A 25,699-nucleotide genomic window follows, 5' to 3' on the forward strand; every position below is an offset into this window, starting at 1 on the left:
TTAAATATTTTATTGTTTAAATAAGAGGTGGATAACATGCCAAATGATATGACGCATATCGATAAAATTCAAGCTCTAGCCTTTTCGATTGGAAAGAAAATGCAGACGGAGTTATTAGAACAAATGCAAGCAACAGGACTTACACCACCGCAGTTTTATATTTTAAAGATTCTAGATCATTATGGGGCTTCAAGAGCGACAACATTAGCAAAAAAGATGTACGTGAAGCCTAGCGCAATTACAGTGATGATTGATCGTCTAATCGATCAAGAACTTGTAGAACGCTATCACGACAAAGATGACCGTCGTGTTGTCATCATCGAGTTAACGAAAAAGGGGAAATCTAGAGTAGAAGAGGCAATGACAGCTCGCAACGAGCATATTGCAAAATACTTTTCACATTTAGAGTTGCAAGAAAGAGAAGATTTATTACGTCTCTTTGAGAAGTTAGAAACCATTATTTGCGGGACACAAGAGAAAAAAGAGAATAACTAAGAGGAATTGAGGAGATTACATGGAACAACAAGAAAATCAAAATAGAAAGTTGTTGTTAATCGGTTTAGTAATCGCGATGCTATTTGCTGCATTAGATGGAACAATTGTTGGTACAGCAATGCCACGTATCGTCGGTGACCTAGGCGGATTAAGTTTAATGACATGGTTAACAACAGCATATATGTTAACATCAACGACAGTTGTACCAATTGCAGGTAAGTTAGCGGATTTACTTGGTCGTCGTAACGTATATATAACAGGGCTAGTTATTTTCATGATTGGTTCGGCGTTATGTGGTATGGCAAATGGTATGACAGAATTAATTATTTTCCGTGGTATTCAAGGTCTTGGTGGCGGTATTATGATGCCAATGGCTATGATTATTATTGGAGATATGTTCACGGGAAAAGAACGTGCGAAATGGCAAGGTATTTTTGGTGCGTTATACGGTCTTGCTTCTGTAATTGGACCACAAGTTGGTGGGTGGATTGTAGATGCAGTGAACTGGAGATGGGTATTCTACATTAACTTACCGGTTGGTATTTTAGCAACAATCTTTATTGCAATGGGATTAAAATCACATAAACAAACAGGACCAATTAAAATTGATATCGCTGGAATCTTTACGATGATTCTAGGTGTTGTAAGTTTATTACTTGCGCTAACGTTTGGCGGAAAAGATTATGCATGGGACTCTTGGCAAATTATCGGTTTATTTGCACTAGCTGTAATTGGTATCGTTAGCTTTGTTATTGTTGAAACGAAAGCTGAAGAGCCGATTTTACCAATGCATTTCTTTAAAAATCGCACATTTACAATACTGAATGCGATTGGATTCTTTATGAGTATTGGAATGTTCGGCGCGATTATGTTCGTACCATTCTTCATGCAAGGTATTGTAGGAGTAAGTGCTGCTGAATCAGGAACAATTATGACTCCAATGATGATTACAATGATTGTAATGAGTATTATCGGTGGGCAACTTGTATTAAAAGTTGGTGTAAAACCACAAATTATCGCAGGTATGCTTATTATGGCGGGTGGTTTCTGGTTATTAACAACGATGGATATGCACACAACGAAGCTTACAGCTACTTCTTATATGATGGTTATCGGTTTAGGAATGGGTCTTGTAATGCCGACATTAACATTAGCGTTACAAGAAAGCTTCCCGAAAAAAGACCTTGGTGTCGTAACGTCATCAAGTCAGTTCTTCCGTCAAATTGGTGGAACATTTGGTATTACAATTTTAGGATCAATTATGAATAACACTTCAGGTACAACGTTAACAAATAAATTAGTACCTGTATTAGATACATTCCCGAAAGAAGCGGGACAAATGGTAACGAAATTTAAAGATATGATTCACACAGATCCACAAGGTTTATATTCGATGCTATTTAGCCCAGAGGCATTAAAACAAATGCCAGAAGCGTTCGCTAACAGCATTGTACCTATTTTGAAAAACTCTTTAGTAGACTCGCTTCATACTGTATTCTTAACAGGATTAGTATTTATCGTAGTAGGTGCCATCTTTACGATTTTCTTACAAAAAATTAAATTATCAGATCGTAAAAAAGATGCTAAAGAGCCTGCTGTAGAAGAAAAAGAAAAAACTGTATCATACTCGTAATGAAGAAGCATCGCCTTATGGCGGTGCTTTTTTGAGTATAACCTTAAAAGCTTTTTAGTGAGAAATGATTGACGTATTTTTAGAAATACGTTATATTATTTTCTGTAAACGGTTACATGAAATGAGGAGAAAAGAGAATGAGTACGATTAAAGACGTTGCGAAATTAGCGGGAGTATCTGTTGCGACCGTTTCCAGAGTTTTAAATAAAAATGGATATGTTCACGAAGATACATTAAAAAAGGTAGAGCGTGCAATTGAGATGTTAGATTATAAGCCTAGTACAGTAGCGCGTTCACTGTATAATAAAAAGTCTCGTTTAATTGGCTTAGTTGTTCCAAATATCGTGAATCCGTTCTTTCCAGAAGTTGCACGTGCCGTAGAAGATGTAGCACATAAACAAGGTTACACAGTTGTCCTTTGTAACTCTGATGAAAGTTTAGAAAAAGAGAAACAATACATTGATGTACTTAGACAAAATAATGTAGATGGATTTATTGTAGCAACGAATCCACAAAATAGTGTTAATTACATGAATTTATCTGTCCCGGTTGTTGCGATTGACCGTATGTTTAATGAGCGTATTCCTACTGTATATGCAGATAACTATGCAGGAAGTCAGGCTGCGACAAAGTTGTTACTAGATAAAGGATGTAAACATATTGCACATATTCGCGGTCCACGTGATGTGAGTACTGCAAATGAACGTTTTGAAGGTTTTGTAGACGTTATTACGCAAAATAATCTTTCGTATATGATTGCAGAGAGTACGTTTGATCCAGCAAATAGTGAGCGTGTAGCGATGGAATTATTAGAAGAATACCCGCATATTGATGGTATTGTTGCTGGGAATGATTTAATTGCGATTGGTATTGTAAAGGCTGCACTTCAAAAGGGGATTGCCATTCCAGATGATTTACAAATTATTGGATTTGATGGAATTTCTTTAACAGAAATGATGTATCCATCTATTACAACAGTTGCACAACCGATATATGAAATGGGGAAAATTGCAACAGAGTTGTTGTTAGAGCAAATGGAAGGAAATACATTAGAAGAGAAACACTATCGTTTGCCGATTGAAATTATAGAACGAAATACAACGAAGTAAGGAGATGAAACAGATGCCAAATATTGCAGTAGTAGGAAGCATTTCAATGGACTTAGTGGCTGTTTCAAAAAAACGGCCGAAAGCAGGAGAAACAGTAATTGGTGAAGCGTTTCATACAATCCCAGGAGGGAAAGGGGCAAACCAAGCAGTTGCTGCAGCTAGGTTAGGAGCAAATGTAGCGATGGTTGGAGCGGTAGGAAATGATGATTATGGAACAGTAGTTAGAAAAAATTTAGAGAACGAACGCATTTTTATCGATTATGTGGTACCGGTTACAGATAGAACGACAGGAATTGCTCATATCGTTTTAGCAGAAGAAGATAACAGTATTGTTGTCGTACAAGGGGCAAATGCTCTTGTAAATAAGTCAGTTGTAGATCGCTCCAAAGACCTTCTTGTAAAAGCGGATATGGTTGTTCTTCAACTAGAAATTCCACTTGAAACAGTAAAATATGTATTGGCTATTTGTGAGGAACATAATATTCCTGTTATGTTGAATCCAGCGCCAGCACAAGTTTTATCAGAAGAAATTTTAGAAAAAGCAACTTATATTACGCCAAATGAACATGAGTGCCGCATTGTATTAGATGATTTTACATCACCAATTGAAGATTTATTGGCGAAGTATCCAAATAAATTATTGATGACAGAAGGTTCTAACGGTGTTCGTTTCCATAATGGCACAGAGATTGTACATGTTCCTAGCATTGCTGTTGATGTAGTGGATACAACTGGAGCTGGTGATACATTTAATGGTGCGTTAGCAGTTGCACTTTCTGAAGGAGAGACACTTCAAAAAGCAATTCGTTTCGCGAATATTGCCGGTGGTCTTTCTGTAACGAAACTTGGAGCACAGGGCGGTATGCCAACGAGAGATCGAGTACGTGAAGTGCAGGTGATTGTTGGATGAAAAAGCATGGTGTATTAAACAGTGAAATCGCGGCAGTCCTTGCTTCACTTGGGCATACAGATACGGTTGTAATTGCTGATTGCGGGTTACCGATTCCGGATGGAGTAAAACGAATTGATTTAGCTGTTGAGATTGGAAAACCGAGTTTTTTAGAGGTGTTACAAGTTGTAGCTGATGATATGGCAATCGAAAAAGTGACGTTAGCAGAAGAAGTCATTATAAATAATGCGGAAGTAAATAAAGAGATCGAGCAAAAATTAATAGAGCCAGCATTTGAGTATGTATCTCATGAACAATTTAAAGAGCATACAAAGAAAGCGAAGGCGATTATTCGTACAGGCGAGGCTACGCCTTATGCAAATGTAATTTTACATGCAGGCGTGATTTTTTAATAAAGGGAAGTGATGGGAATGCATATTGAAATGAAAAACATTTCAAAGGCGTTCAATGGCAATCCTGTTTTGAAGAATGCACAGTTTATGATTGAAACAGGAGAAGTCCATGCATTGATGGGGGAAAATGGAGCGGGTAAATCAACGCTCATGAAGATTTTAACAGGTGTATACAAAAAAGATGATGGGACAATCACGATTGATGGGCAAGAGCGCACCTTTAAAAATGCGAAAGAAGCTGAAGAGTACGGCATCGCATTTATACATCAAGAACTAAACATATTGCCGAATTTAACAGTAGCTGAAAATATGTTTCTTGGTAAAGAGTTAATGTATGGGAAAACAGGTATTTTACGCACTCGACAAATGAACGCGATTGCGCAGCAGCAACTAGCAGAGCTAGGATTGCATGTAAGAGGTGCTATGTTAGCAGAGGAACTATCGGTTGGACAACAGCAAATTATCGAAATTGCGAAAGCGTTAATGACAAACGCGAGCGTTATTATTATGGATGAACCTACTGCGGCACTGACGGATCGTGAAATCGAAACGCTCTTTATAGTAATCAATAAGTTACGTAAAGAAGGTGTTTCATTCGTGTACATTTCGCATCGTATGGAAGAGATTTTCTCGATATGTGATGCCATTACGATTTTGCGTGATGGAGAATACGTTGGAAAGAGATTAATTCCAGAAACATCATTTGATGAAGTAGTGAGTATGATGGTGGGGCGCAGCATTGGTGAACGTTACCCAGAGCGAAATAGTCAAATTGGTGATGTCATTTTTGAAATGCGTAACGGAACGAAGAAAGGGAAATTTGAAAATGTTTCGTTTCAAGTAAGGAAAGGTGAAATCCTTGGTGTAGCTGGTTTAATGGGAGCTGGTCGCACTGATATTATGAAAGCGATATTTGGTTATGAACCTTTAGATTCTGGACAAATTTTTATAAATGGACAAGAAGTAAAGATTGATAGTCCGATAGATGCAATTAGACAAAGAATTGCTTTCATTACAGAAGATAGAAAGTCTGAAGGATTAGTGTTAGATTTTTCAATTCGAGAAAATTTAGCTTTACCGAATTTAGAAAGTCTTTCAAAGGGAAGTGTTCTAAGCAACGAGCTAGAACAACAGTTTACAGAGGATATGATGAAGCTTCTTAATGTGAAAGCATCTAGCGGAGAGCAGGCAGTGAAATCTCTTTCTGGTGGAAATCAGCAAAAGATTGTAATCGCAAAATGGCTAGGCATTCATCCGCAATTACTCATTTTAGATGAGCCAACAAGAGGTGTCGATGTTGGAGCGAAAAAAGAAATTTACTCTATCATGAATAAGCTTACTGAGCAAGGCGATGCCGTTATTATGGTATCATCTGAGCTTCCGGAAGTTTTAGGAATGAGTGATCGAGTTCTTGTTATTCATGAAGGAAAAGTCGGCGGCATTTTAGGGAAAGATGAGGCATCACAAGAGTCTATTATGGCACTAGCTACAGGGGGAGAGTAAGGATGGCTAAGAAGGGGAATGTATTACAACAACTCGGTTCTTTAATCGGTTTAGTATTAATTATCGTCGTAATTACAGTTTTAAATCCAGCGTTCATTGAAATTCCAAATTTATTTAATATACTGCGTCAAGTATCGATTAATGCGCTTATTGCATTCGGAATGACCTTCGTAATTTTAACAGGGGGTATTGACTTATCGGTAGGTTCTATTTTAGCATTATCAAGTGCACTTGTTGCTGGAATGATGGCAAGTGGCATGGATCCGTTCCTTGCAATGGCAGTTGGACTATTAGCAGGTCTTGTAATGGGGGTTGTAAACGGTATCATCATTGCGAAAGGAAAAGTAGCTCCATTTATTGCAACTTTAGCAACAATGACTATTTTTCGTGGGTTGACGCTTGTTTATATGGACGGACGTCCGATCACTGGTCTTGGTGATCATTTAATGTTCCAAATGTTTGGCCGCGGTTATTTTCTTGGTATTCCGGTACCAGCTGTTACAATGATGATCGCTTTCGCAGTACTGTACTTCATTTTGAAGAAAACGACATTTGGCCGTCGTACATTTGCAATTGGTGGAAATGAAGAAGCAGCAGCACTATCAGGTATTAATGTTACGAGAATTAAAGTAATGATTTACGGTCTTTCCGGAATTTTGGCAGCGCTTGCAGGTATTGTCTTAACATCACGACTAGATTCTGCACAGCCGACTGCAGGTACTTCTTACGAATTAGATGCAATTGCAGCAGTTGTATTAGGTGGAACAAGTCTTTCTGGGGGAAGAGGATGGATTGTTGGTACATTCATCGGTGTACTAATTATCGGTGTACTAAATAACGGTTTAAATTTATTAGGTGTATCTTCTTTCTTCCAACAAGTTGTAAAAGGACTTGTAATCTTACTAGCTGTATTAATTGATCGCCGAAAAGAAGCGTAATGGAGGGACAGTTCATGAAGAAATGGTTACTTATACTCGTTGCATGTATTATGGTCATTACTGCTGGTTGTTCAATGGAACCACCAGAATGGGCAAAGGATTCTAGCGATAAAGGTCGAAATAAAACTATTAAAGTTGGATTCTCTGTTTCAACTTTAAATAATCCCTTCTTTGTAACTTTGAAAAAGGGTGCAGAAAAGAAAGCGAAAGATAGCGGCATCGAATTGATTGCTGTTGATGCGCAAAATGATGCAGCGAAGCAAACGAACGATGTTGAAGATTTAATTCAAAAGGGTGTCGATGTAGTTGTTATTAATCCGACCGATTCAGATGCTGTTGCTTCAGCGGTAAGTGCGGCAAATGCAGCAAATGTTCCTGTTATTACAGTAGACCGCGTTGCGAATTCAGGTAAGGTTGTTTCTCACATTGCATCTAATAATATCGAAGGTGGTCAAATGGCTAGTGATTACATTCGTGAATTAGTCGGCGAAGGAGCAAACGTTGCTGAGTTAGAAGGAATCCCTGGATCGTCTGCTGCTCGTGAACGTGGGAAAGGATTCCATAACGTAGCCGATAAGTCTTTAAAAGTAGTTGCCAAACAAGCGGCTGATTTTGATAGAGCGAAAGGATTATCTGTTATGGAAAACATTTTGCAAGCAAATAGCGATATTAAAGCCGTGTTTGCGCATAACGACGAGATGGCATTAGGTGCACTTGAAGCATTGAAGTCTGCTGGAAAAACAGATGTAGTCGTTGTTGGATTTGATGCAACAGAAGATGCTGTGAAAGCGGTTAATGATGGGCGTATGGCTGCAACAGTCGCTCAAAAACCGGAATTAATCGGAGAGAAGGCGATGCAAACAGCAAAAGAGATCACGCAAGGTAAAAAAGTGGACAAATCTATTCCGATTGAATTAGAGCTTATTAAGAAAAATAAATAAATATAAAATGAAAATTAGGAAGGAAGAATAACAAATGAAATTTTTTATTGATACAGCAAACATTAACGAAATTAAAGAGGCAAATGCATTAGGCGTAGTAGCTGGAGTAACGACAAACCCATCACTTGTAGCAAAAGAAGGCGTAGATTTCCATGAGCGTATTCGTGAAATTTGCAGCTTTATAGAAGGGCCTGTAAGTGCAGAAGTAATTAGCTTAGAAGCTGATAAAATGATTGAAGAAGGAAAAGAATTAGCGAAGATTGCTCCAAACGTTGTTGTAAAAGTTCCAATGACAACAGAAGGTTTAAAAGCAGTAAAAGCATTCTCAGATTTAGGAATTCGTACAAACGTTACATTAGTATTCTCAGCAGTTCAAGCATTACTTGCAGCTCGCGCTGGTGCAACATATGTTTCACCATTCTTAGGTCGTTTAGATGATATTGGTCATAACGGTATGGATTTAATTCGTCAAATCGCAGAAATCTTTGCAATTCATGGCATCGAAACAGAAATCATTGCAGCATCTGTACGTCACAGCGTTCACGTAACTGACGCAGCATTAAACGGTGCACATATTGCAACAATCCCAGCAAACGTAATTGCTTCATTAGTGAAGCACCCATTAACAGATCAAGGAATTGAGAAATTCTTAGCTGATTGGGAAAAAACACAAGAGAAATAATAGAAAATCAAGAATCCTAGTTTAATTGACTAGGATTCTTTTTTATTTAAAAGAATTTTCATGCAATTTTGCATATTGTCTTTTAAATTTGTTATATAAGATATTTAATATATATCACATAACTCTTTATTTTTCATATTTCGATATAAAGTGGAACTTTAATCAGTGGGGGCTTTGTTCATCACCACACTGATTATTAGTTAAACCAAGGGATAAACAGATAGAGGGTCTGACCAGAAAACTGGAGGGCATGATTCTATAACAGAAAGTTTAATGTTTATAGAATTATGTCTTTTTATATAGGGAGGGTAGTAAACAGAGATTTCGACAAAAATGCACCGATTTATCTGAATTTTAAGTTTTATAAAAGGAGAGAAATGGAATGAGAAGAAAAGCCCCATTTAAAGTGTTGTCATCATTAGCAATTGCAGCAATTATCGGATGCACATCTGTAATGAGTGCGCCGTTAGCATATGCAGAAACGCCAGAAAAAGAGAAAGAGAATGTGTCTACAACGCCAATTGATTACAATTTAATTCAAGAAGATCGTTTAGCGGAAGCTTTGAAAGAAAGAGGAACAATTAATCCAGCATCTTCTAAAGAAGAGACGAAAAAGGCTGTCGAGCAATATATTGAAAAGAAACAAGGAGATCAGGCGAACAAAGAAATTCTTCCAGATGCTCACTCACAAGAAACGTCTGATTTCACAAAAAAAGTAAAAGAGAAAAAGATGGAAGAAAAGGAAAATGTAAAAAAGACTGAAAAAAATATTAATCTTGAGCAAAAGCCAGAACCAAATAAAAAGCAATTGAATGGGCAAGTTCCAACTTCAAAAGCAAAGCAAGCTCCATATAAAGGATCTGTTCGATCTGATAAAGTATTAGTGCTACTCGTTGAATTTAGTGATTATAAACATAATAATATTGATCAAACACCAGGTTATATGTATTCGAAAGACTTCAGTAGAGAACATTATCAAAAGATGTTGTTTGGTAAGGAGCCTTATACATTATTTGATGGTTCAAAAGTAAAAACATTTAAACAATACTATGAAGAGCAGTCTGGTGGTAGTTATACGACAGACGGATATGTAACGGAGTGGCTAACAGTTCCAGGAAAAGCATCTGATTATGGAGCTGATGGTAGCAGTGGTCACGATAATAAAGGTCCGAAAGGTGCACGTGATTTAGTGAAAGAAGCTTTGCATGCAGCTGCTGAGAAAGGACTAGATTTATCTCAGTTTGATCAGTTTGATAGATATGATACAAACGGGGATGGGAATGAAAACGAACCTGACGGTGTAATTGATCATTTAATGGTAATCCATGCTGGTGTTGGTCAAGAAGCTGGTGGCGGTAAATTAGGTGATGATGCGATCTGGTCACATCGTTCAAAATTAGCAGTAGATCCAGTAGCGATTGAAGGTACAAAATCAAAGGTAGATTACTTTGGTGGAAAAGTAGCAGCACATGATTACACAATTGAACCAGAAGATGGAGCTGTAGGTGTGTTTGCGCATGAATTTGGACATGATCTTGGATTACCAGATGAATATGACACGAAATATACTGGAAATGGTTCACCTGTCGAAGCTTGGTCATTAATGAGTGGAGGTAGTTGGACAGGAAAAATCGCAGGAACGGAGCCGACAAGTTTTTCACCACAAAATAAAGACTTCTTACAAAAGAATATGGGTGGCAACTGGGCAAAAATATTAGAAGTAGATTACGATAAAATTAAGAGTGGTGTGGGAGTTCCTACCTATATTGATCAAAGTGTTACGAAATCAAATCGTCCAGGCGTTGTACGTGTTAACTTACCAGGTAAAAGTGTTGAAACGATTAAACCGGAGTTTGGAAAGCATGCATATTATAGTACAAGAGGCGATGATATGCATACAACGTTAGAGACACCTTTCTTTGATTTAACAAAAGGAACAAATGCAAAATTCGATTATAAAGCAAATTATGAGTTAGAAGCAGAGTGCGATTTCGTCGAAGTACATGCAGTAACAGAAGATGGAACGAAGACGTTAATTGATAGACTTGGAGAAAAAGTAGTCCAAGGAGATAAAGATACAACAGATGGGAAATGGATTGATAAATCATATGATTTAAGTCAATTTAAAGGCAAAAAAGTGAAACTACAATTCGACTATATTACAGATCCGGCTGTAACATATAAAGGTTTTGCGATGGACGATGTAAATGTAACTGTTGATGGACAAGTTGTATTTTCTGATGATGCAGAAGGACAGTCTAAAATGAATTTAAATGGTTTTGTTGTTTCTGATGGGACAGAGAAGAAAGCTCATTATTACTACTTAGAATGGAGAAACTATGCGGGATCAGATAATGGATTAAAAGCAGGAAAAGGTCCAGTGTATAATACAGGTCTTGTCGTTTGGTATGCAGATGATAGCTTTAAAGATAACTGGGTTGGGGTGCATCCAGGTGAAGGATTCCTTGGGGTTGTAGATTCTCATCCAGAAGCACTTGTTGGTAATCTGAACGGGAAACCAGCGTACGGTAATACGGGCATGCAAATTGCAGACGCTGCATTTTCATTTGATAAAACACCAGCATGGAGTGTAAATTCATTAACACGTGGCCAGTTTAACTATTCTGGATTACAAGGTGTTACAACTTTTGATGATTCAAAAGTATATAGTAACAAGCAAATTGTAGATGCAGGAAGAAAAGTTCCAAACCTTGGACTTAAATTCCAAGTTGTTGGACAGGCAGAAGATAAATCGGCAGGCGCTGTTTGGATTAAACGTTAATAACATAAAAGCACATTCTTCATATGAAGAGTGTGCTTTTTAATTTGTACAGTAAGTTATTATTTTAGTTTATGTAATACAAATGTTTATTCATGTGTAGTGTATCAAATTATGTGGAGAAAGGAAATATTTCCGAGGAAATTGTCGAAGTATCGTCGTTATTTATAAACTTTCTTTTTAAAAGAAGTAATGTATTATTGCCTTTACGGCTCAATTTATTTACATTGTTATTTGGTTATACACAAAAGTAATATATTGGGCAAAAAAGAGTTCTATTCAATATGGCTCTTTTTATAGATAGAAAGGAGTAAGCGATAAATGAAAGAAGTTATTGGATGTCCACAGTGTGAAGGGGATATTACTGTACAACATATTATTGATCTCCCACATCCTTTTTCATTAAGGTGTCCACATTGTAAGGTGAAGTTGAAAGAAATAAGGGTAACGTCATGTTTAATATTAGCGATGATTTGTATAATTCCATTGTTTATTATTATTGGAGAGAGTATTAAGGAATTACTAGTAAAATATTTTTCTATTGTAGACAATGTACCAACTGTACTTATTTTCTTTTTATTTTGTTATCCATTGTATTATTTCTATGAAAAATATAATGCTATATTGTTTATTAAATATGGTTTGCTGAAAGTTAAAAGTTGAATTGAATAGGAGATTATCATTATGCTTTGGAAAATATATTTAGTTATTGTAGCAATGTTAGCTATTATTTCGTTAGTAAGGGGTATGTTTCAAACACCAATTCAAAAGTTTGACTTTGTAGTATCTATTATTACGTGGATAGGGCTCTTTGGTTTTGTATTTGATATACAAATATTAACCTCGATTGTTTGGAAATGTATCTTCTTGTTTAGCGTCATTTGGACTTTAACTGCAGTTTTTGTTTTTCGTTTATATGAAGAGCGAGATGAGCCATTACCTTTTATATTTAAATTAATTGGAATTATTCCAACGCTTCCATTATATTACGGATTATATCAATATGCATTTTAAAAAAGACAACGATGGATTATCCCATCATTGTCTTTTTTACTTTGCTTCTTACATAAATCATCCCAGCAAATGTTAATAAAAATGCTGTCCCGATAATGAAGCTGATGCTAGGTGATGCTCCGATTGCGCCGACTGTAAAGGAGCCAGCAACAACTCCTAATGAGAAGAAGGCATAAAATAATCCGAATGCCTTTCCGCGATTATCGTCTGTAGTATTTTCAACGAGTAAAGCGTTAATAGACGGAAAGAGGATTGCGAATCCAATTCCATAAATCATCATTACAATAAAGAGCATACCTTTTGTAGCAAATAATCCGAGTAAAGATAATGCGAATGCCATAACTGCAATTCCGATTAGCATTAGTTTCGAACGATTAAATCGATCGTAAATACGATTTGTTGGAAGCAAGAAGAAGAGGATAGCAGTAATACCAAATACACTTAACATCATGCCTGTTGTAGATGCTTTAAGCGCTAATGCCTCAACTTTTACTGGTAACATATAAGTGACAATTCCTTGTGAAAACATTAATGTGAAAGCACCAATATATGCTTGTAATAACGGTTCTGATTTTAACAGTTCAATCATATCTTCTTTGTTCATCATTTGCGTTCTTGATGTATCTTTTCTTGATACGTTATTTGGTAAGAAGAATAGAGATACGATTGTACCAAGAGCCATTAAAATAGAAATAGTAATGAAGACCCATTCTACGCCAGCTGTTGCTTTCATAATACCGCTGAAAGCAGGTCCTACGATTGCCGCTGTTCCAACAGCAGCACCAGATAGAGCCATTGCTTTTCCTTGTCTTTTTGCATTTGTTTGTTTTGATAAAAATGTAAAGGCAGCAGGAATTAAAAAGCCATCACTAAATCCATGCATAAAGCGCACAACTAATAGTTGTTCACCACTTTGAACAACGGTGTATAACAAGACTATGAAACTCGTAATTCCCATGCTTATATAAAGGATTTTTTTTGCACCAAATTTATCGACAGCGGCTCCAGCAATAATATTACCAATCATATTAGCGAATGAGTACATACCGACAACTAGCCCGATAATAAGAGGAGTTCCTCCAAGGCTTTGAGCGAAAGTACTCATAATAGGTAATTGTGAAAATGTATCTAAAAATGCCACGATAACGATAAAGTAAATAAAATATTTCAAGCGATATTCACCTCTCCAATGCTATTATGGCACAATGCTAATTTCACCTGCAATGAAATTGAATTAACAGATGTGGAAAAAAGTACAAAGTGACAAAATATTGAACGTTATTTGTAAAAAATTAGTAGGGATGTGATTGTTTTTTTGAAATATATGGATAGAAGTATTATAATAGATTTGTAAACTTCACCAGGTTAAGTATATACATAGAGAGGGATGTATAAAATGAAAGCACTACTTTGGCATAATCAACGTGATGTACGAGTAGAAGAAGTACCAGAACCAACAGTAAAACCAGGAACAGTGAAAATCAAAGTTAAATGGTGTGGTATTTGTGGGACAGACTTGCATGAATATTTAGCAGGGCCTATTTTTATTCCAACAGAAGAACATCCATTAACACATGTGAAAGCACCTGTTATTTTAGGTCATGAGTTTAGTGGTGAGGTAATAGAGATTGGTGAAGGAGTTACATCTCATAAAGTGGGAGACCGTGTTGTTGTAGAACCAATTTATTCTTGTGGTAAATGTGAAGCTTGTAAACATGGACATTACAATGTTTGTGAACAACTTGTTTTCCACGGTCTTGGCGGAGAAGGCGGCGGTTTCTCTGAATATACAGTAGTACCAGAAGATATGGTTCATCACATTCCAGATGAAATGACGTATGAACAAGGTGCGCTTGTAGAACCAGCAGCAGTAGCAGTTCATGCAGTACGTCAAAGTAAATTAAAAGAAGGGGAAGCTGTAGCAGTATTTGGTTGCGGTCCAATTGGACTTCTTGTTATCCAAGCAGCTAAAGCAGCAGGAGCAACTCCTGTTATTGCAGTTGAGCTTTCTAAAGAACGTCAAGAGTTAGCGAAATTAGCAGGTGCAGATTATGTATTAAATCCAGCAACTCAAGATGTGCTAGCTGAAATTCGTAACTTAACAAATGGTTTAGGTGTAAATGTTAGCTTTGAAGTAACAGGTGTTGAAGTTGTATTACGCCAAGCGATTGAAAGTACAAGCTTCGAAGGACAAACTGTAATTGTTAGTGTATGGGAAAAAGACGCAACAATTACTCCGAATAATTTAGTATTAAAAGAAAAAGAAGTTATTGGTATTTTAGGATACCGTCACATCTTCCCAGCTGTTATTAAATTAATTAGCTCTGGTCAAATTCAAGCAGAGAAATTAATTACGAAAAAAATTACAGTGGATCAAGTTGTTGAAGAAGGATTTGAAGCACTTGTAAAAGATAAAACACAAGTGAAAATTCTTGTTTCACCTAAATAAGATAGAATCGAAAAGAGTAGCCCTTTTCTAGAAATAGAAGAGGGCTACTTTTTTTCTATACTGAAAGGTGATAGACTTTCCTGTAACTAAAGGTATTTTGTTTGGAAGGGGAAGTCTAATGCTTTCATTTATATTGACATTGAAACGGATGCTAAAAGCTTGTTTGCGAGCATGGAAAGATAAAGAATTTCAAGTGTTATTCGTATTAACAATTTTGACATTAATATCTGGTACAATCTTTTATAGTACAGTGGAGGGGTTACGTCCTCTGGATGCTTTATATTTTAGCGTTGTGACGCTGACTACTGTCGGTGATGGGCAATTTAGTCCCCAAACTGACTTCGGAAAGATATTTACGATATTATACATATTTATAGGGATCGGATTAGTGTTTGGATTTATACATAAGTTGGCAGTTAATGTACAATTGCCAAGTATATTATCGAATAGAAAAAAAGAGTAAAGCATGTGGGTGCTTTACTCTTTTTTTACATTAGTTTAGACAAGCCTTAATAATAGTTTATTAAAATGAAAGTGTATTCATTCATTATATTCACTGTGTATAAAGTTATAATGATATGAACATTTGCATATTTTGATTTAGTGATAGAATTTTCATGAAAGGTGGGATATTCTAGTCATAGGTTAACCGGATGACATCATAGGATCCTAACAAAATGTTTACAATAATTCAATTATAAAATGGAGGATTTTATATGAAAAAGAAAGTACTTGCTTTAGCGGCAGCTATTACATTAGTTGCTCCATTACAAAGTGTTGCATTTGCTCATGAAAATGATGGGGGACAGAGATTTGGAGTTATTCCGCGCTGGTCTGCTGAAGATAAACATAAAGAAGGCGTGAATTCTCATTTATGGATTGTAAATCGTGCAATTGATATTATGTCTCGTAATACAACACTTGTAAAACAAGATCGAGTTGCACTATTAAATGAATGGCGTACTGAGTTAGAGAACGGTATTTATGCTGCTGACTATGAAAATCCTTATTATGATAATAGCACATTTGCTTCACATTTCTATGACCCTGACAATGGGAAAACTTATATTCCGTATGCAAAGCAGGCAAAGGAAACTGGAGCTAAATATTTTAAATTAGCTGGTGAGTCTTACAAAAATAAAGATATGAAACAAGCATTCTTCTATTTAGGATTATCTCTTCATTATTTAGGTGATGTAAACCAACCGATGCATGCGGCAAACTTTACGAATCTTTCGTATCCACAAGGATTCCATTCTAAATATGAAAACTTTGTAGATACGATAAAAGATAATTATAAAGTAACGGATGGAAATGGGTATTGGAACTGGAAAGGTACGAATCCAGAAGATTGGATTCATGGAGCGGCAGTAGTTGCGAAGCAAGATTATGCTGGCATTGTAAATGATAATACGAAAGATTGGTTCGTAAGAGCAGCTGTATCACAAGAATATGCAGATAAATGGCGCGCTGAAGTTACACCAATGACAGGTAAGCGTTTAATGGATGCACAACGTGTTACTGCTGGATATATTCAGCTTTGGTTTGATACGTACGGAAATCGTTAAGTATTTGAAGAAGGTCAAATCTCAGAATAGAGTATTTGGCCTTTTTATCACTATACAATACATGGAGGTATGAAACGTGAAAGGTAAATTGCTAAAAGGTGTACTTAGCTTAGGTGTTGGTTTAGGAGCTTTATATAGCGGAACGTCAGCTCAAGCAGAAGCATCTACAAATCAAAATGATACATTAAAAGTGATGACGCATAATGTATATATGCTATCAACAAACTTATATCCAAACTGGGGACAAACTGAGCGTGCTGATTTAATTGGGGCGGCAGATTATATAAAGAATCAAGATGTTGTTATATTAAATGAAGTGTTTGATAATAGCGCATCAGATCGTTTATTAGGTAATTTGAAGAAAGAATATCCAAATCAAACAGCAGTATTAGGTCGTAGTAGTGGAAGCGAATGGGATAAAACGTTAGGGAACTATTCATCTTCAACTCCTGAAGATGGTGGCGTTGCGATTGTCAGCAAATGGCCAATCGCTGAAAAGATTCAATATGTATTTGCAAAAGGATGCGGGCCAGATAATTTATCGAATAAAGGATTTGTATATACGAAAATTAAGAAAAATGATCGTTTCATTCACGTAATTGGGACGCATTTGCAGGCTGAAGATAGTATGTGCGGAAAAACTTCACCTGCATCTGTACGTACGAACCAATTAAAAGAAATTCAAGATTTTATTAAAAATAAAAATATACCAAATAATGAGTATGTGTTAATTGGTGGTGATATGAACGTAAATAAAATAAATGCAGAGAACAAGAATGATTCAGAGTATACATCTATGTTTAAAACATTGAACGCTTCTGTACCATCTTATACTGGACATACAGCGACTTGGGATGCAACGACAAACAGTATTGCAAAATATAATTTCCCTGATAGTCCTGCCGAGTATTTAGATTATATTATTGCAAGCAAAGACCATGCGAACCCATCGTATATAGAGAATAAGGTGTTACAGCCGAAATCTCCACAATGGACTGTTACATCATGGTTCCAAAAATATACGTATAATGATTACTCTGATCATTATCCAGTAGAGGCGACTATTTCTATGAAGTAGTTTCAAAAAGTTTCTTCGTAAAGAAGAAACTTTTTTTATTTGCAAACAGGAAAATCACACTTTCTTTCCAATATGTATAAGACATATTGAGAAGAGGAGAGAAAAATGTGGATCGAGGAATTTTTAAAGAAGTTCCATTACCGTGTGCATTTTTGGATGAAGTGGCTTTAGATAGAAATATTCAATCAATTATAGAGTTAAGTGGAAATAAGAAGATTCGTATAGCGAGTAAATCGTTACGTTCTGTTCCGATTATGCAAAAGATTTTAGCTGCAAATGATCGATTTCAAGGTATTATGTGCTTTTCACCTAGAGAGACTTTATTTTTAATAGAACAAGGATTTAATGATTTATTGCTTGGATATCCTGCTTATGATGAAAGAGCTTTGTATGAAATTAGTTTGCTAACAAAGAAAGGTTTCATTATAACTTGTATGGTGGATTGTGAAGAGCATATTGTGTATTTAGAAAAAATTGCTGAGGAATCTAAAGGATGTTTTCGTGTTTGTTTGGATATTGATATGAGTAGTCGTTTCTTTCAATTTCATTTTGGTGTACAAAGATCCCCAGTAAAAAATGTGCAGGATGCGTTGAAAGTAGTAGAAAAGGTGAGAAGGTCATCATATTTAATGTTAGATGGTGTGATGGGTTATGAAGCTCAAATTGCTGGGGTGGGAGACCATATACCGAATCAATGGCTGAAAAGTAAAGTGATTTCGTATTTAAAGCAGAAATCAGTGCTAGAAGTTAAAGAAAGAAGAGAATATATTGTAAAAGCAATACAAAAACTTGGTATTGAGCTAAGGTTTGTAAATGGAGGCGGAACAGGAAGCATAAAAACAACTGAGAAAGATAATTCAGTTTCAGAGATTACAATAGGTTCTGCTTTTTATTCTCCGAAGCTGTTTGATTATTATAAAGAGGTGAAATTTCATCCAGCGGTCGGATTTGCCTTACCAGTTGTGCGTAAACCAGTCCCGTTTATTTACACTTGCCTAGGTGGTGGATATATTGCTTCAGGAGCAGTTGGAAAAGATAAAGAGCCTGAAGTTTGGAGACCAAAGGGTGCAAAACTATTAGCTTTAGAAGGTGCTGGCGAGGTACAAACGCCAATATTTTATAACGGCGAGGAAAGAGTGGACATAGGAGAGTCCATTTTGTTTCGTCATAGTAAGGCTGGTGAATTATGTGAACGCTTTCCTTTTTTGTATCGTGTTAAACAAGGAGAGATTGTTGGGGAGTATTCAACATATCGGGGGGATGGCCAATGCTTTCTATAAAGGGACAAAGGTGGAGGAATTGGACAGGGAATGTAGAAGGGACGCCGCATTATACGATGTATCCAGAAAGTATACAAGATGTAGTAGAAGTAGTGGGGGTTGCACGAAAAAAGGGGCAGAAAATTCGTGTTGTTGGTTCAGGACACTCGTTTACACCCCTTGTGCAAACGGAAGAAGTTTTAGTTTCTTTAGATGAATTGAAGGGCATTGTGAATATTGATGAAGAGAAGATGGTCGCTGAAGTGTGGGCAGGAACAAAGTTATATGATTTAGGGAAGTTACTTGAGGAAAAAGGTTATGCGCAAGAAAATTTAGGAGATATTGATTCGCAATCTATTGCAGGAGCGATTAGTACGGGGACTCATGGAACGGGTATTACCTTTGGGAGCTTATCAACACAAGTTATAGAGATTACGGCAGTTTTATCTAATGGTGAGAGTATAGTTTGTTCGGAAGCTGAGAACGTAGAATATTGGAGAGCGTTTCAGTTGTCACTTGGAATGTTAGGTATCATTGTAAAGATAAAATTGAAGGTTATTCCAGCGTATTCACTCGTTTATGAAAGTGAAAAACAGTCATTATCTACTGTAATGAACAAACTAGAAGAGTATAAGAAGCATCGTCACTTTGAATTTTTCGTTTTTCCTTATTCTGATGAAGTACAAGTAAAACTTACGAACGAAACAACGAATACAGGCAGTGATTTGAAATGGCATAAACTAAAGGTGGAGTTACTTGAAAATAGGATGTTCTCTTTACTATCTAAAGGGTGTAAATGGTTTCCTTCTATAAGTAAAGGAGTGAGTCGATTATCAGCTAAGGCTGTACCAAACACAAAAATAATTGGCCCGAGCTATGAAGTATTTGCTACATCACGTACGGTACCATTTTATGAAATGGAGTATAGCATTCCTTCAAAGTATATGAGGACTGTGGTAGAAGAAATCTCAAATCTTATTGAAAAGAAAAAGTATAAGGTGCACTTCCCGATCGAATGCCGCTATGTGAAAGGTGATGATATATGGCTTAGTCCAGCCTATGGAAGAGATTCAGCGTATATCGCTGTTCATATGTATAAAGGTATGAAATATGCTGCTTACTTTGGCGAAGTGGAAAAAATTTTTCTGAAGTATGAAGGGCGTCCGCATTGGGGGAAAATGCATACATTATCGTATGAGCAATTACAAGATATATATCCAGAGTTTCATTCGTTTTTACAGGCGAGGAAGTCTCTAGATGAACTTGGAATGTTTTTTAATCCTTATGCAGAAAAGTTATTTATCCCGCATTAACGGGCAGTAATACTCCCATCTCAAAATTCGGTGGGAGATAACCGCTCGTTTTGGGAGGGTTGATTAAAGTTTCACATTATGTATATGAAAAAGCTGACAAATAATTATTTGTCAGCTTTTTTTAGTGTAATTGCATTTCTTGTATGACTAATATGCTCATAAAATAGTAGTTTATCACGGCTAAATACATGCAGTAAAACATGAATAATAAACAGGCCGTTAATGATGAATAGGAATAACAATGTAACGAGTAATACTAAAGGTTCTGTATGATTTAACATAGAACTACTAGAAAGAATATAATTGATTCCGCCTAACGCAAAATAAAATATACCGTATCGAATAAATAGTTCTTTTAATGTAATACGATCTGATTTTCCTTTCAGGTGAATGCGAAGCAATGCTTTCCCAATTGTTTTTCCATTCGTAAAGTATGGAATAATAATAAAGTAAATAAGGATTGAACACGTAATGAAAATGAGTTCATACATATTGGTGTAAGATTGCATATTAGAAACGAAGAAAGAATTTCCTTTGTTTTTAATGACAGGTACAACGATAGATAAGAAAATCCAATCAATTTGCATCGCGATAAGGCGACGAATGAATCCGACTGGTTTCGTTTCTAAATTAATATGACTATCTAACTCGTTTGTTTTTGGAAGGAAGTACGTAAATATTGGTGCAATGATAAAACCAATTACGCCACCTAATGTATTTAAAAACAAATCATCGATATCAAATAATCGGTATGCACAATTGTATATACCGTATAATCCAGTCACTTGTGTTAGCTCGAAAAATAGTGAAAGGAAAAAGGAAATGTAAATTGTTTGTAGGAAACTACGTCGGAAATAATAACGTAAGTAAATACCGAATGGAACAGTTAATAGAACATTAAATGCAACTTGTAAAAAAGCAGACTCTTTTAATAAGTAGAAATAAGTAGCCGGTTTCGTTAAAACTGCCGATGTATGACTACTAATCTCTTGTATGAAATAAAATGGTGAGAGTTGCATGTGTTGTGTATTAGCCGATTGTAGGCTACAAGTATCAAACGTTTGTGGCAACGGCAAAATAACAAGAAAATAGGCATTTAATAAGTAAAGTAATAATGAGTATAAAATAAATGAGCGCCATTTATTTAAATAACCGTATTTTCGATAATTAAATATTAGAAAAGGGATTAAAAGAAACATTGCTAAAAAAGGAAATAAAATAAATGCTGTTTTTACTGGAAATAAATATGCAGTCAAAGTGAAACTCCTTTCAATAAAAATTCGTTTATCATTATAGCGCTAAAAATATTTAAATACAAAGTTAAAATATTTCGAAATAGAAATAATTACTAATTTTATAGGAATTAAGTTATAATAAATTTAATATGAGGATATTATGATTATATAAGTTGAGAGAGGGTACAAGAGATGCGATATGAACTTTTTTCTGTAAGTGGGGATCATATTACGACTTTTGAAAGTGCATGGCGTTTTCAGGAGGGAGAACAGATTTTTGTTCATGATGATCAAACAAAACGAAACTTTATTATTATTCGTCTGACGCATGATGTATTTCAACAAAATAAACATGTTATTCGTTTGTATTGTCAAGAAAAGAAAGTGTATGCATAAGAGAAGCCCTCTTACAGTATGAAAAGTAAGAGGGCTCTTTATCCCGCTATTTGTGGGAAGCACGATTGGTGAGGATTAAAGTTTCACTTTATCATTTTTCTCCTCGCAAGGAATAAAAAGAGAAGAGTTAATGCACATAGGTAGCATTTGATTTGGAAGAAAGGATATAGCCTTGTATTTTGTACTTCAAAGTTTCATGGCCTTTTCTTTGAGAAAGCCATGTATGGTAATCTTGTTGTGTTTTCCATAACATACGAAACATATATTCTGTCTTATCATTTGTACGATGAACATGTGAAAACTCTATGTTAATAAAACCGTTCGTTCCAGGGGAAGGATAATATTGTTTAAGCTCACAAAGTAGCTCACTTTCATATCCGTACTTAATGTGAATGAGTTTAGTAACTATAAGTATATAAACACCTCTTTTACGATAATAGTAGGAAAGATAGCTTTACTATAATAGTGAACTTAATAATTATTATAATATTCTGAAAATTCGAAGTGAATGATAGGTTTTAACTTAATAAAGGTATAAAAAAGCGAGTCATCTAGTGTAATAGAATGACTCGCTTTCGATTTGTAAGTTTCACTTTATAAGAAAATAAGAGTAAGTACACCTACGATAATACAATAGAAAGAGAAATACTTTAAATTTCCTTTTGCCATAATGTTCATAAACCATTTTAGTGAAATATACGTCATGATAAATGTTGCGATGAATGCAACGACATATGGTACGAATAATGTGTCTAGATTTGGATCATTTGCAATGTCTGTAATGCTTAACAATAAGCCACCTAAGCTAACAGGAATGTATAGTAAGAATGAGAAGCGAAGAGCTGTTTCTTGCTTCATACCAAGTAACATTGCTGCTACGATTGTGGCACCAGATCGGCTTATTCCAGGAATCAGTGCGCAAGCTTGTGCTAATCCGACGATGATTGCATCTTTCATAGAAAGGTCGCCATCATTTTTACGACCGCGTAAATTTCTAATAATCCAAAGGCCGACAGCAGTAATAAGAAGGGAAATCCCAACCATCTTCACACCTTTTAAGTACTGATCGATGTAATCTTTAAATAAAACACCAATAACACCTGCTGGAATGGTTGCAATAACAAGATAAATAATAAAGAAGAAATCTGATTTCGCGTCTTCTGCTCTTGTAAATATATAAGAGAGACCATTCTTCGTCAGACGAATTAAATCATTTCTATAAATAAGTAATACAGCTAATAATGAAGCTGAATTAACAAGTAGTTCGAAGCTAAATCCTTCTATTTTTAGTCCTAGCAAATGTTGTGCTAAAACGAGGTGACCACTTGAAGAAATCGGAATTGGTTCTGTTAGTCCTTGGAACAGACCGAGAATTAAATATTTTAAAACGTAGTAAAATTGTTCCATAATAACCTCCTTGTTTATTAGTTGAAAGAAACAACTTTTCCATTATAACAAAGATATGGATGAATATTGAAAAGAAATAAATATTCGAAATAAAATAAAAATCCCTTATAGCAGTATAAGGGATTTTTATTTTTAATTAAGAAGTTACTGTTCCTTGAAGACTTTTAGACAATTGAACATCGACTTTTTCAGCATCATGAATATGATTCATAATAGTAGTATTTAATTTTTGGAACATTTGTTGTGTATTAGCGAATTCTCGTAATATGTCATCATTACAAGACTTTTGGTTTTCAATAGCCTTAATAACATTTGTAGCGCCATTTTGTAACGTTTGAATCATAACTAAAATATTTTCAATTCTAGCGTTTGTATCGGCGCTCATTTCTACACCTTCATCGACTAAATGTAAATTATCTTTTGTATTATCGTATGCTTTTTCAATTTCTTCTTGAATTTTTTTCGTTAAGTTGCCGATGTTTTTTGTGCTTTCTGCTGTACTTTCCGCTAGTTTTCTTACTTCATTGGCAACGACAGCGAATCCTTTACCGTGCTCTCCAGCACGTGCGGCTTCAATACTCGCATTTAAGGCAAGTAAATTTGTTTGTGCTGCAATGTTTTGAATGACTTCTACAATTTGCTCGATTTCCTTTGAGCGTTCGCTTAGATGATTCATACTATTAGACGTGCGTTGAGATTGTTCACCTAATTTATTAATTACAATAAGTAAGCGGTGAACGGATTCTTTTCCTTCATTAGAGCAGTCAATAATTTCTGCAATAGACTGAATTAAGCTTTGTTCCTTTTGCAACATTTCATTATTTAACTCATTGGAATGTGTCGTGCGTGTTGAAACATTTTCGAAACATGAACTTAATTGTTGAACTAAATTTTGGAGTGTATTGTGTTGGTTATTTACAAGTTGATGCTCGTGTACAACGCTTTGTACACGATCGTGGATAGTCGAAATAGTCTCTTGTTTTTCAATATCTTTTTGTTTCAATTCTGCTTCTAATTCTTGTATACGCTCTTCTAATTGAGCAATTGTATGTTGGAGTGATTTCTTTTGAGTAAACATGTATTTATTTCAACCGCCTTCGAAAGTTATATTTTCTCTATATTTGGATTTTAGCATCTTTTGTATTTTTTAAATATAGGAATTGTTAAATATTTAAGAATCTATTACATTTTATTCATAATTCTCTTTTTTTTGTCACGAAAAATAAACTGTATTTAATCGTTTTGTAAACAAACTGTAAAATAAATCATGTATAACTGTATAAGAAGGGAGTCGGATTATGAACTATTTTAAGCGAATCAGCTGTCTAGTATTAGCAGGAATTATCGGTCTTTCTAGTACAGTCGCTGTTAAAGCAGAGTCAAACGACGAGAAACTTAACAACATGCAACAGCAATTGCAACAAAACGATGCAGAAATGCAAAAGAAAGAGCAAGAGAAGCAAGCTGTTAGTAAAGAAATTAAAGGTATTGAAAACGAACTACATAATTTAAATAATACAATTGCAAAAAATAAAGAGGATCAAGCTGCTATTCAACGTAAAATCGATGAAACACATAAGCAGATTGAACAAAAAAAGGAAGAAATTGTCGTTTTAGAGGATAAAGTCCTTGCTCGTAAAGACATTATGAGAAAACGTATGGTTTCTGTTCAAAACAGTTCAAATACAAGTTTAGTAGTAGAAGTTGTAGTAGAGTCAAAAAACTTTGCAGACTTCTTACAACGTATGAACGCAGTTTCTACTATTCTAGAAGCTGATAAAGAAATTTTACGTCTACAAGAACAAGATCTTCGTCAAATTGAAGAAGATAAGAAAACAATTGACGAAAAAGAAGCATCTTTAGTAGTAGACAAACAAAAATTAGCAAAAGCGCAAGCTGAACTGCAAGATAACTTGAAAAAACGTCAAGATAACTTACAAACAGTTCAAGCTAAATATAATGAGGTTGCAAGTCAGCTTAATTTAGCAGCGGAAGAGAAAGCTAAAATTGAATCAAATATGAAGGCAGTACAAGAAACAATTGCTCGTGAACAAGAAGCAGCAAGAATCGCAGCGGAAGAGCGTGCAAAAGCAGAAGCGGCTGCAAAGGCTGAGCAAGAAGCTTTAGCGAAAGCACAAGCAGAAATTGCTGAAAAGCAAAAGCAAGAAAAAGCTAGTAAACCGGCAGAACCAGTTGCTAATAATAATTCGAAGGTAGAACCTGCACAACCTTCTAAGCCAACTGCTGGTGGGAAAGAAATTTATGTAGAAGCTACAGCTTATACAGCTGATCCAGCGGAAAATGGTTATGCGTCAGGTCAACAAGTATTTTCTGCATGGGGACCAGGTGGTAAAGGTTATAATCTAACTGCAAACCCAGGAATGAAATTAATTGCTGTAGATCCAAGTGTTATTCCATTAGGCAAAACTGTAAATGTTGAAGGTTATGGAGTCGCAATTGCAGCAGATACTGGTGGAGCGATTAAAGGTAACAGAATTGATGTGTTAATGCCTGATAAAGGGTCTTCTAGTCAATGGGGAAGAAAAATCGTTAAAGTTACAATTTTAAACTAAAACGTAATCCAACTTTACAATACGT

24 protein-coding genes and 1 pseudogene are annotated in these 25,699 nt (G+C 35.5%); 20 read left to right on the forward strand and 5 right to left on the reverse strand.

The window, feature by feature from the left end; translation table 11 throughout:
- Positions 1-36 precede the first annotated feature (36 nt).
- The 12 genes from DOS87_RS03430 (at position 37) to DOS87_RS03485 (ending at position 12,396) form a co-directional block, all read left to right on the forward strand.
- Positions 37-495 carry a MarR family winged helix-turn-helix transcriptional regulator gene (locus tag DOS87_RS03430; RefSeq protein WP_001132366.1) on the forward strand — a complete coding sequence of 153 codons (459 nt, stop codon included), beginning with the start codon at positions 37-39 and terminating at the stop codon, positions 493-495.
- 19 nt (positions 496-514) lie between these two features.
- Positions 515-2,128 (forward strand): MDR family MFS transporter, encoded by a 1,614-nt coding sequence (locus tag DOS87_RS03435; RefSeq protein ID WP_000437648.1) that lies wholly within the window; start codon positions 515-517, stop codon positions 2,126-2,128.
- A 137-nt stretch (positions 2,129-2,265) separates the two neighbouring features.
- Positions 2,266-3,237 (forward strand): ribose operon transcriptional repressor RbsR, encoded by a 972-nt coding sequence (gene rbsR, locus DOS87_RS03440; RefSeq protein WP_000104047.1) that lies wholly within the window; start codon positions 2,266-2,268, stop codon positions 3,235-3,237.
- Positions 3,238-3,250: 13 nt separating this feature from the next.
- The gene (gene rbsK, locus DOS87_RS03445) at positions 3,251-4,147 is read left to right on the forward strand and encodes a ribokinase (RefSeq protein ID WP_001132865.1); all 897 of its coding nucleotides are present in this window, start codon (positions 3,251-3,253) and stop codon (positions 4,145-4,147) included.
- A complete protein-coding gene (gene rbsD / locus DOS87_RS03450; protein ID WP_000716151.1) occupies positions 4,144-4,539 on the forward strand; it encodes a D-ribose pyranase in 396 nt (131 codons plus the stop codon). The genes rbsK and rbsD overlap by 4 nt, the downstream gene beginning before the upstream one ends.
- An 18-nt stretch (positions 4,540-4,557) precedes the next feature.
- Positions 4,558-6,042, forward strand: coding sequence for a ribose ABC transporter ATP-binding protein RbsA (gene rbsA / locus DOS87_RS03455; RefSeq protein ID WP_002162933.1), 1,485 nt, complete (start codon positions 4,558-4,560; stop codon positions 6,040-6,042).
- A 2-nt stretch (positions 6,043-6,044) separates the two neighbouring features.
- Positions 6,045-6,980 (forward strand): ABC transporter permease subunit, encoded by a 936-nt coding sequence (rbsC, locus tag DOS87_RS03460; protein WP_001074650.1) that lies wholly within the window; start codon positions 6,045-6,047, stop codon positions 6,978-6,980.
- A gap of 14 nt (positions 6,981-6,994) precedes the next feature.
- A complete protein-coding gene (gene rbsB / locus DOS87_RS03465; RefSeq protein WP_000758976.1) occupies positions 6,995-7,921 on the forward strand; it encodes a ribose ABC transporter substrate-binding protein RbsB in 927 nt (308 codons plus the stop codon).
- 34 nt (positions 7,922-7,955) lie between these two features.
- On the forward strand, positions 7,956-8,603 hold the full coding sequence (gene fsa, locus DOS87_RS03470) for a fructose-6-phosphate aldolase (RefSeq protein ID WP_000667666.1): 648 nt from the start codon (positions 7,956-7,958) through the stop codon (positions 8,601-8,603).
- A gap of 382 nt (positions 8,604-8,985) precedes the next feature.
- The gene (gene inhA2 / locus DOS87_RS03475) at positions 8,986-11,385 is read left to right on the forward strand and encodes a M6 family metalloprotease immune inhibitor InhA2 (RefSeq protein WP_098578294.1); all 2,400 of its coding nucleotides are present in this window, start codon (positions 8,986-8,988) and stop codon (positions 11,383-11,385) included.
- Between the two features lie 318 nt (positions 11,386-11,703).
- Positions 11,704-12,045 (forward strand): hypothetical protein, encoded by a 342-nt coding sequence (locus DOS87_RS03480; RefSeq protein ID WP_000665762.1) that lies wholly within the window; start codon positions 11,704-11,706, stop codon positions 12,043-12,045.
- Between the two features lie 21 nt (positions 12,046-12,066).
- Positions 12,067-12,396 carry a hypothetical protein gene (locus DOS87_RS03485; RefSeq protein WP_000964465.1) on the forward strand — a complete coding sequence of 110 codons (330 nt, stop codon included), beginning with the start codon at positions 12,067-12,069 and terminating at the stop codon, positions 12,394-12,396.
- Between the two features lie 16 nt (positions 12,397-12,412).
- On the opposite strand, the gene DOS87_RS03490 is transcribed toward DOS87_RS03485, so the two are convergent.
- Positions 12,413-13,567 carry an MFS transporter gene (locus tag DOS87_RS03490; protein ID WP_000873268.1) on the reverse strand — a complete coding sequence of 385 codons (1,155 nt, stop codon included), beginning with the start codon at positions 13,565-13,567 and terminating at the stop codon, positions 12,413-12,415.
- Positions 13,568-13,792: 225 nt separating this feature from the next.
- Here DOS87_RS03490 and bdhA point away from each other — a divergent pair, with 225 nt between their 5' ends.
- The 6 genes from bdhA to DOS87_RS03520 all read left to right on the forward strand — a co-directional run bounded on the left by bdhA (position 13,793) and on the right by DOS87_RS03520 (position 20,063).
- A complete protein-coding gene (bdhA, locus tag DOS87_RS03495) occupies positions 13,793-14,845 on the forward strand; it encodes a (R,R)-butanediol dehydrogenase (RefSeq protein WP_000645827.1) in 1,053 nt (350 codons plus the stop codon).
- A gap of 118 nt (positions 14,846-14,963) precedes the next feature.
- Positions 14,964-15,308, forward strand: coding sequence for a potassium channel family protein (locus DOS87_RS03500; RefSeq protein ID WP_000948035.1), 345 nt, complete (start codon positions 14,964-14,966; stop codon positions 15,306-15,308).
- 253 nt (positions 15,309-15,561) lie between these two features.
- Entirely contained in the window at positions 15,562-16,413 is an 852-nt protein-coding gene (gene cerA, locus DOS87_RS03505) for a phospholipase CerA (protein WP_000730997.1), read from the forward strand.
- Positions 16,414-16,489: 76 nt separating this feature from the next.
- Positions 16,490-17,491: a sphingomyelinase C gene (gene sph / locus DOS87_RS03510; RefSeq protein ID WP_000676793.1), complete on the forward strand. Its 1,002-nt coding sequence runs from the start codon at positions 16,490-16,492 to the stop codon at positions 17,489-17,491.
- A gap of 107 nt (positions 17,492-17,598) precedes the next feature.
- Positions 17,599-18,771, forward strand: a complete 1,173-nt coding sequence (locus DOS87_RS03515; RefSeq protein ID WP_000373748.1) for an amino acid deaminase/aldolase — start codon at positions 17,599-17,601, stop codon at positions 18,769-18,771.
- Complete coding sequence (locus tag DOS87_RS03520; protein ID WP_000948963.1) at positions 18,759-20,063, forward strand: D-arabinono-1,4-lactone oxidase; 1,305 nt, start codon at positions 18,759-18,761, stop codon at positions 20,061-20,063. The genes DOS87_RS03515 and DOS87_RS03520 overlap by 13 nt, the downstream gene beginning before the upstream one ends.
- Positions 20,064-20,167: 104 nt before the next feature.
- Here DOS87_RS03520 and DOS87_RS03525 read toward each other — a convergent pair whose 3' ends face one another.
- Positions 20,168-21,319 carry a VanZ family protein gene (locus DOS87_RS03525; protein ID WP_000128031.1) on the reverse strand — a complete coding sequence of 384 codons (1,152 nt, stop codon included), beginning with the start codon at positions 21,317-21,319 and terminating at the stop codon, positions 20,168-20,170.
- A gap of 171 nt (positions 21,320-21,490) precedes the next feature.
- Between DOS87_RS03525 and DOS87_RS03530 the strand changes: the two genes are divergently transcribed.
- Entirely contained in the window at positions 21,491-21,694 is a 204-nt protein-coding gene (locus tag DOS87_RS03530; RefSeq protein WP_001268332.1) for a hypothetical protein, read from the forward strand.
- Between the two features lie 127 nt (positions 21,695-21,821).
- Here DOS87_RS03530 and DOS87_RS03535 read toward each other — a convergent pair whose 3' ends face one another.
- The 3 genes and pseudogenes from DOS87_RS03535 to DOS87_RS30575 all read right to left on the reverse strand — a co-directional run.
- Positions 21,822-22,109: an antibiotic biosynthesis monooxygenase family protein gene (locus DOS87_RS03535; RefSeq protein WP_043333453.1), complete on the reverse strand. Its 288-nt coding sequence runs from the start codon at positions 22,107-22,109 to the stop codon at positions 21,822-21,824.
- Positions 22,110-22,288: 179 nt separating this feature from the next.
- A complete protein-coding gene (locus DOS87_RS03540) occupies positions 22,289-23,101 on the reverse strand; it encodes an undecaprenyl-diphosphate phosphatase (RefSeq protein WP_000434794.1) in 813 nt (270 codons plus the stop codon).
- Between the two features lie 136 nt (positions 23,102-23,237).
- Positions 23,238-23,768 (reverse strand): annotated as a pseudogene (locus DOS87_RS30575) (methyl-accepting chemotaxis protein); the annotation flags it as partial.
- 631 nt (positions 23,769-24,399) lie between these two features.
- On the opposite strand from DOS87_RS30575, the gene DOS87_RS03550 reads away from it, so the two are divergent.
- A complete protein-coding gene (locus DOS87_RS03550; RefSeq protein WP_001105781.1) occupies positions 24,400-25,674 on the forward strand; it encodes a 3D domain-containing protein in 1,275 nt (424 codons plus the stop codon).
- The last annotated feature ends 25 nt before the right edge of the window (positions 25,675-25,699 follow it).

This window comes from Bacillus sp. CR71 (assembly GCF_003429245.1).
In the GTDB taxonomy this organism is placed as follows: domain Bacteria; phylum Bacillota; class Bacilli; order Bacillales; family Bacillaceae_G; genus Bacillus_A; species Bacillus_A thuringiensis_S.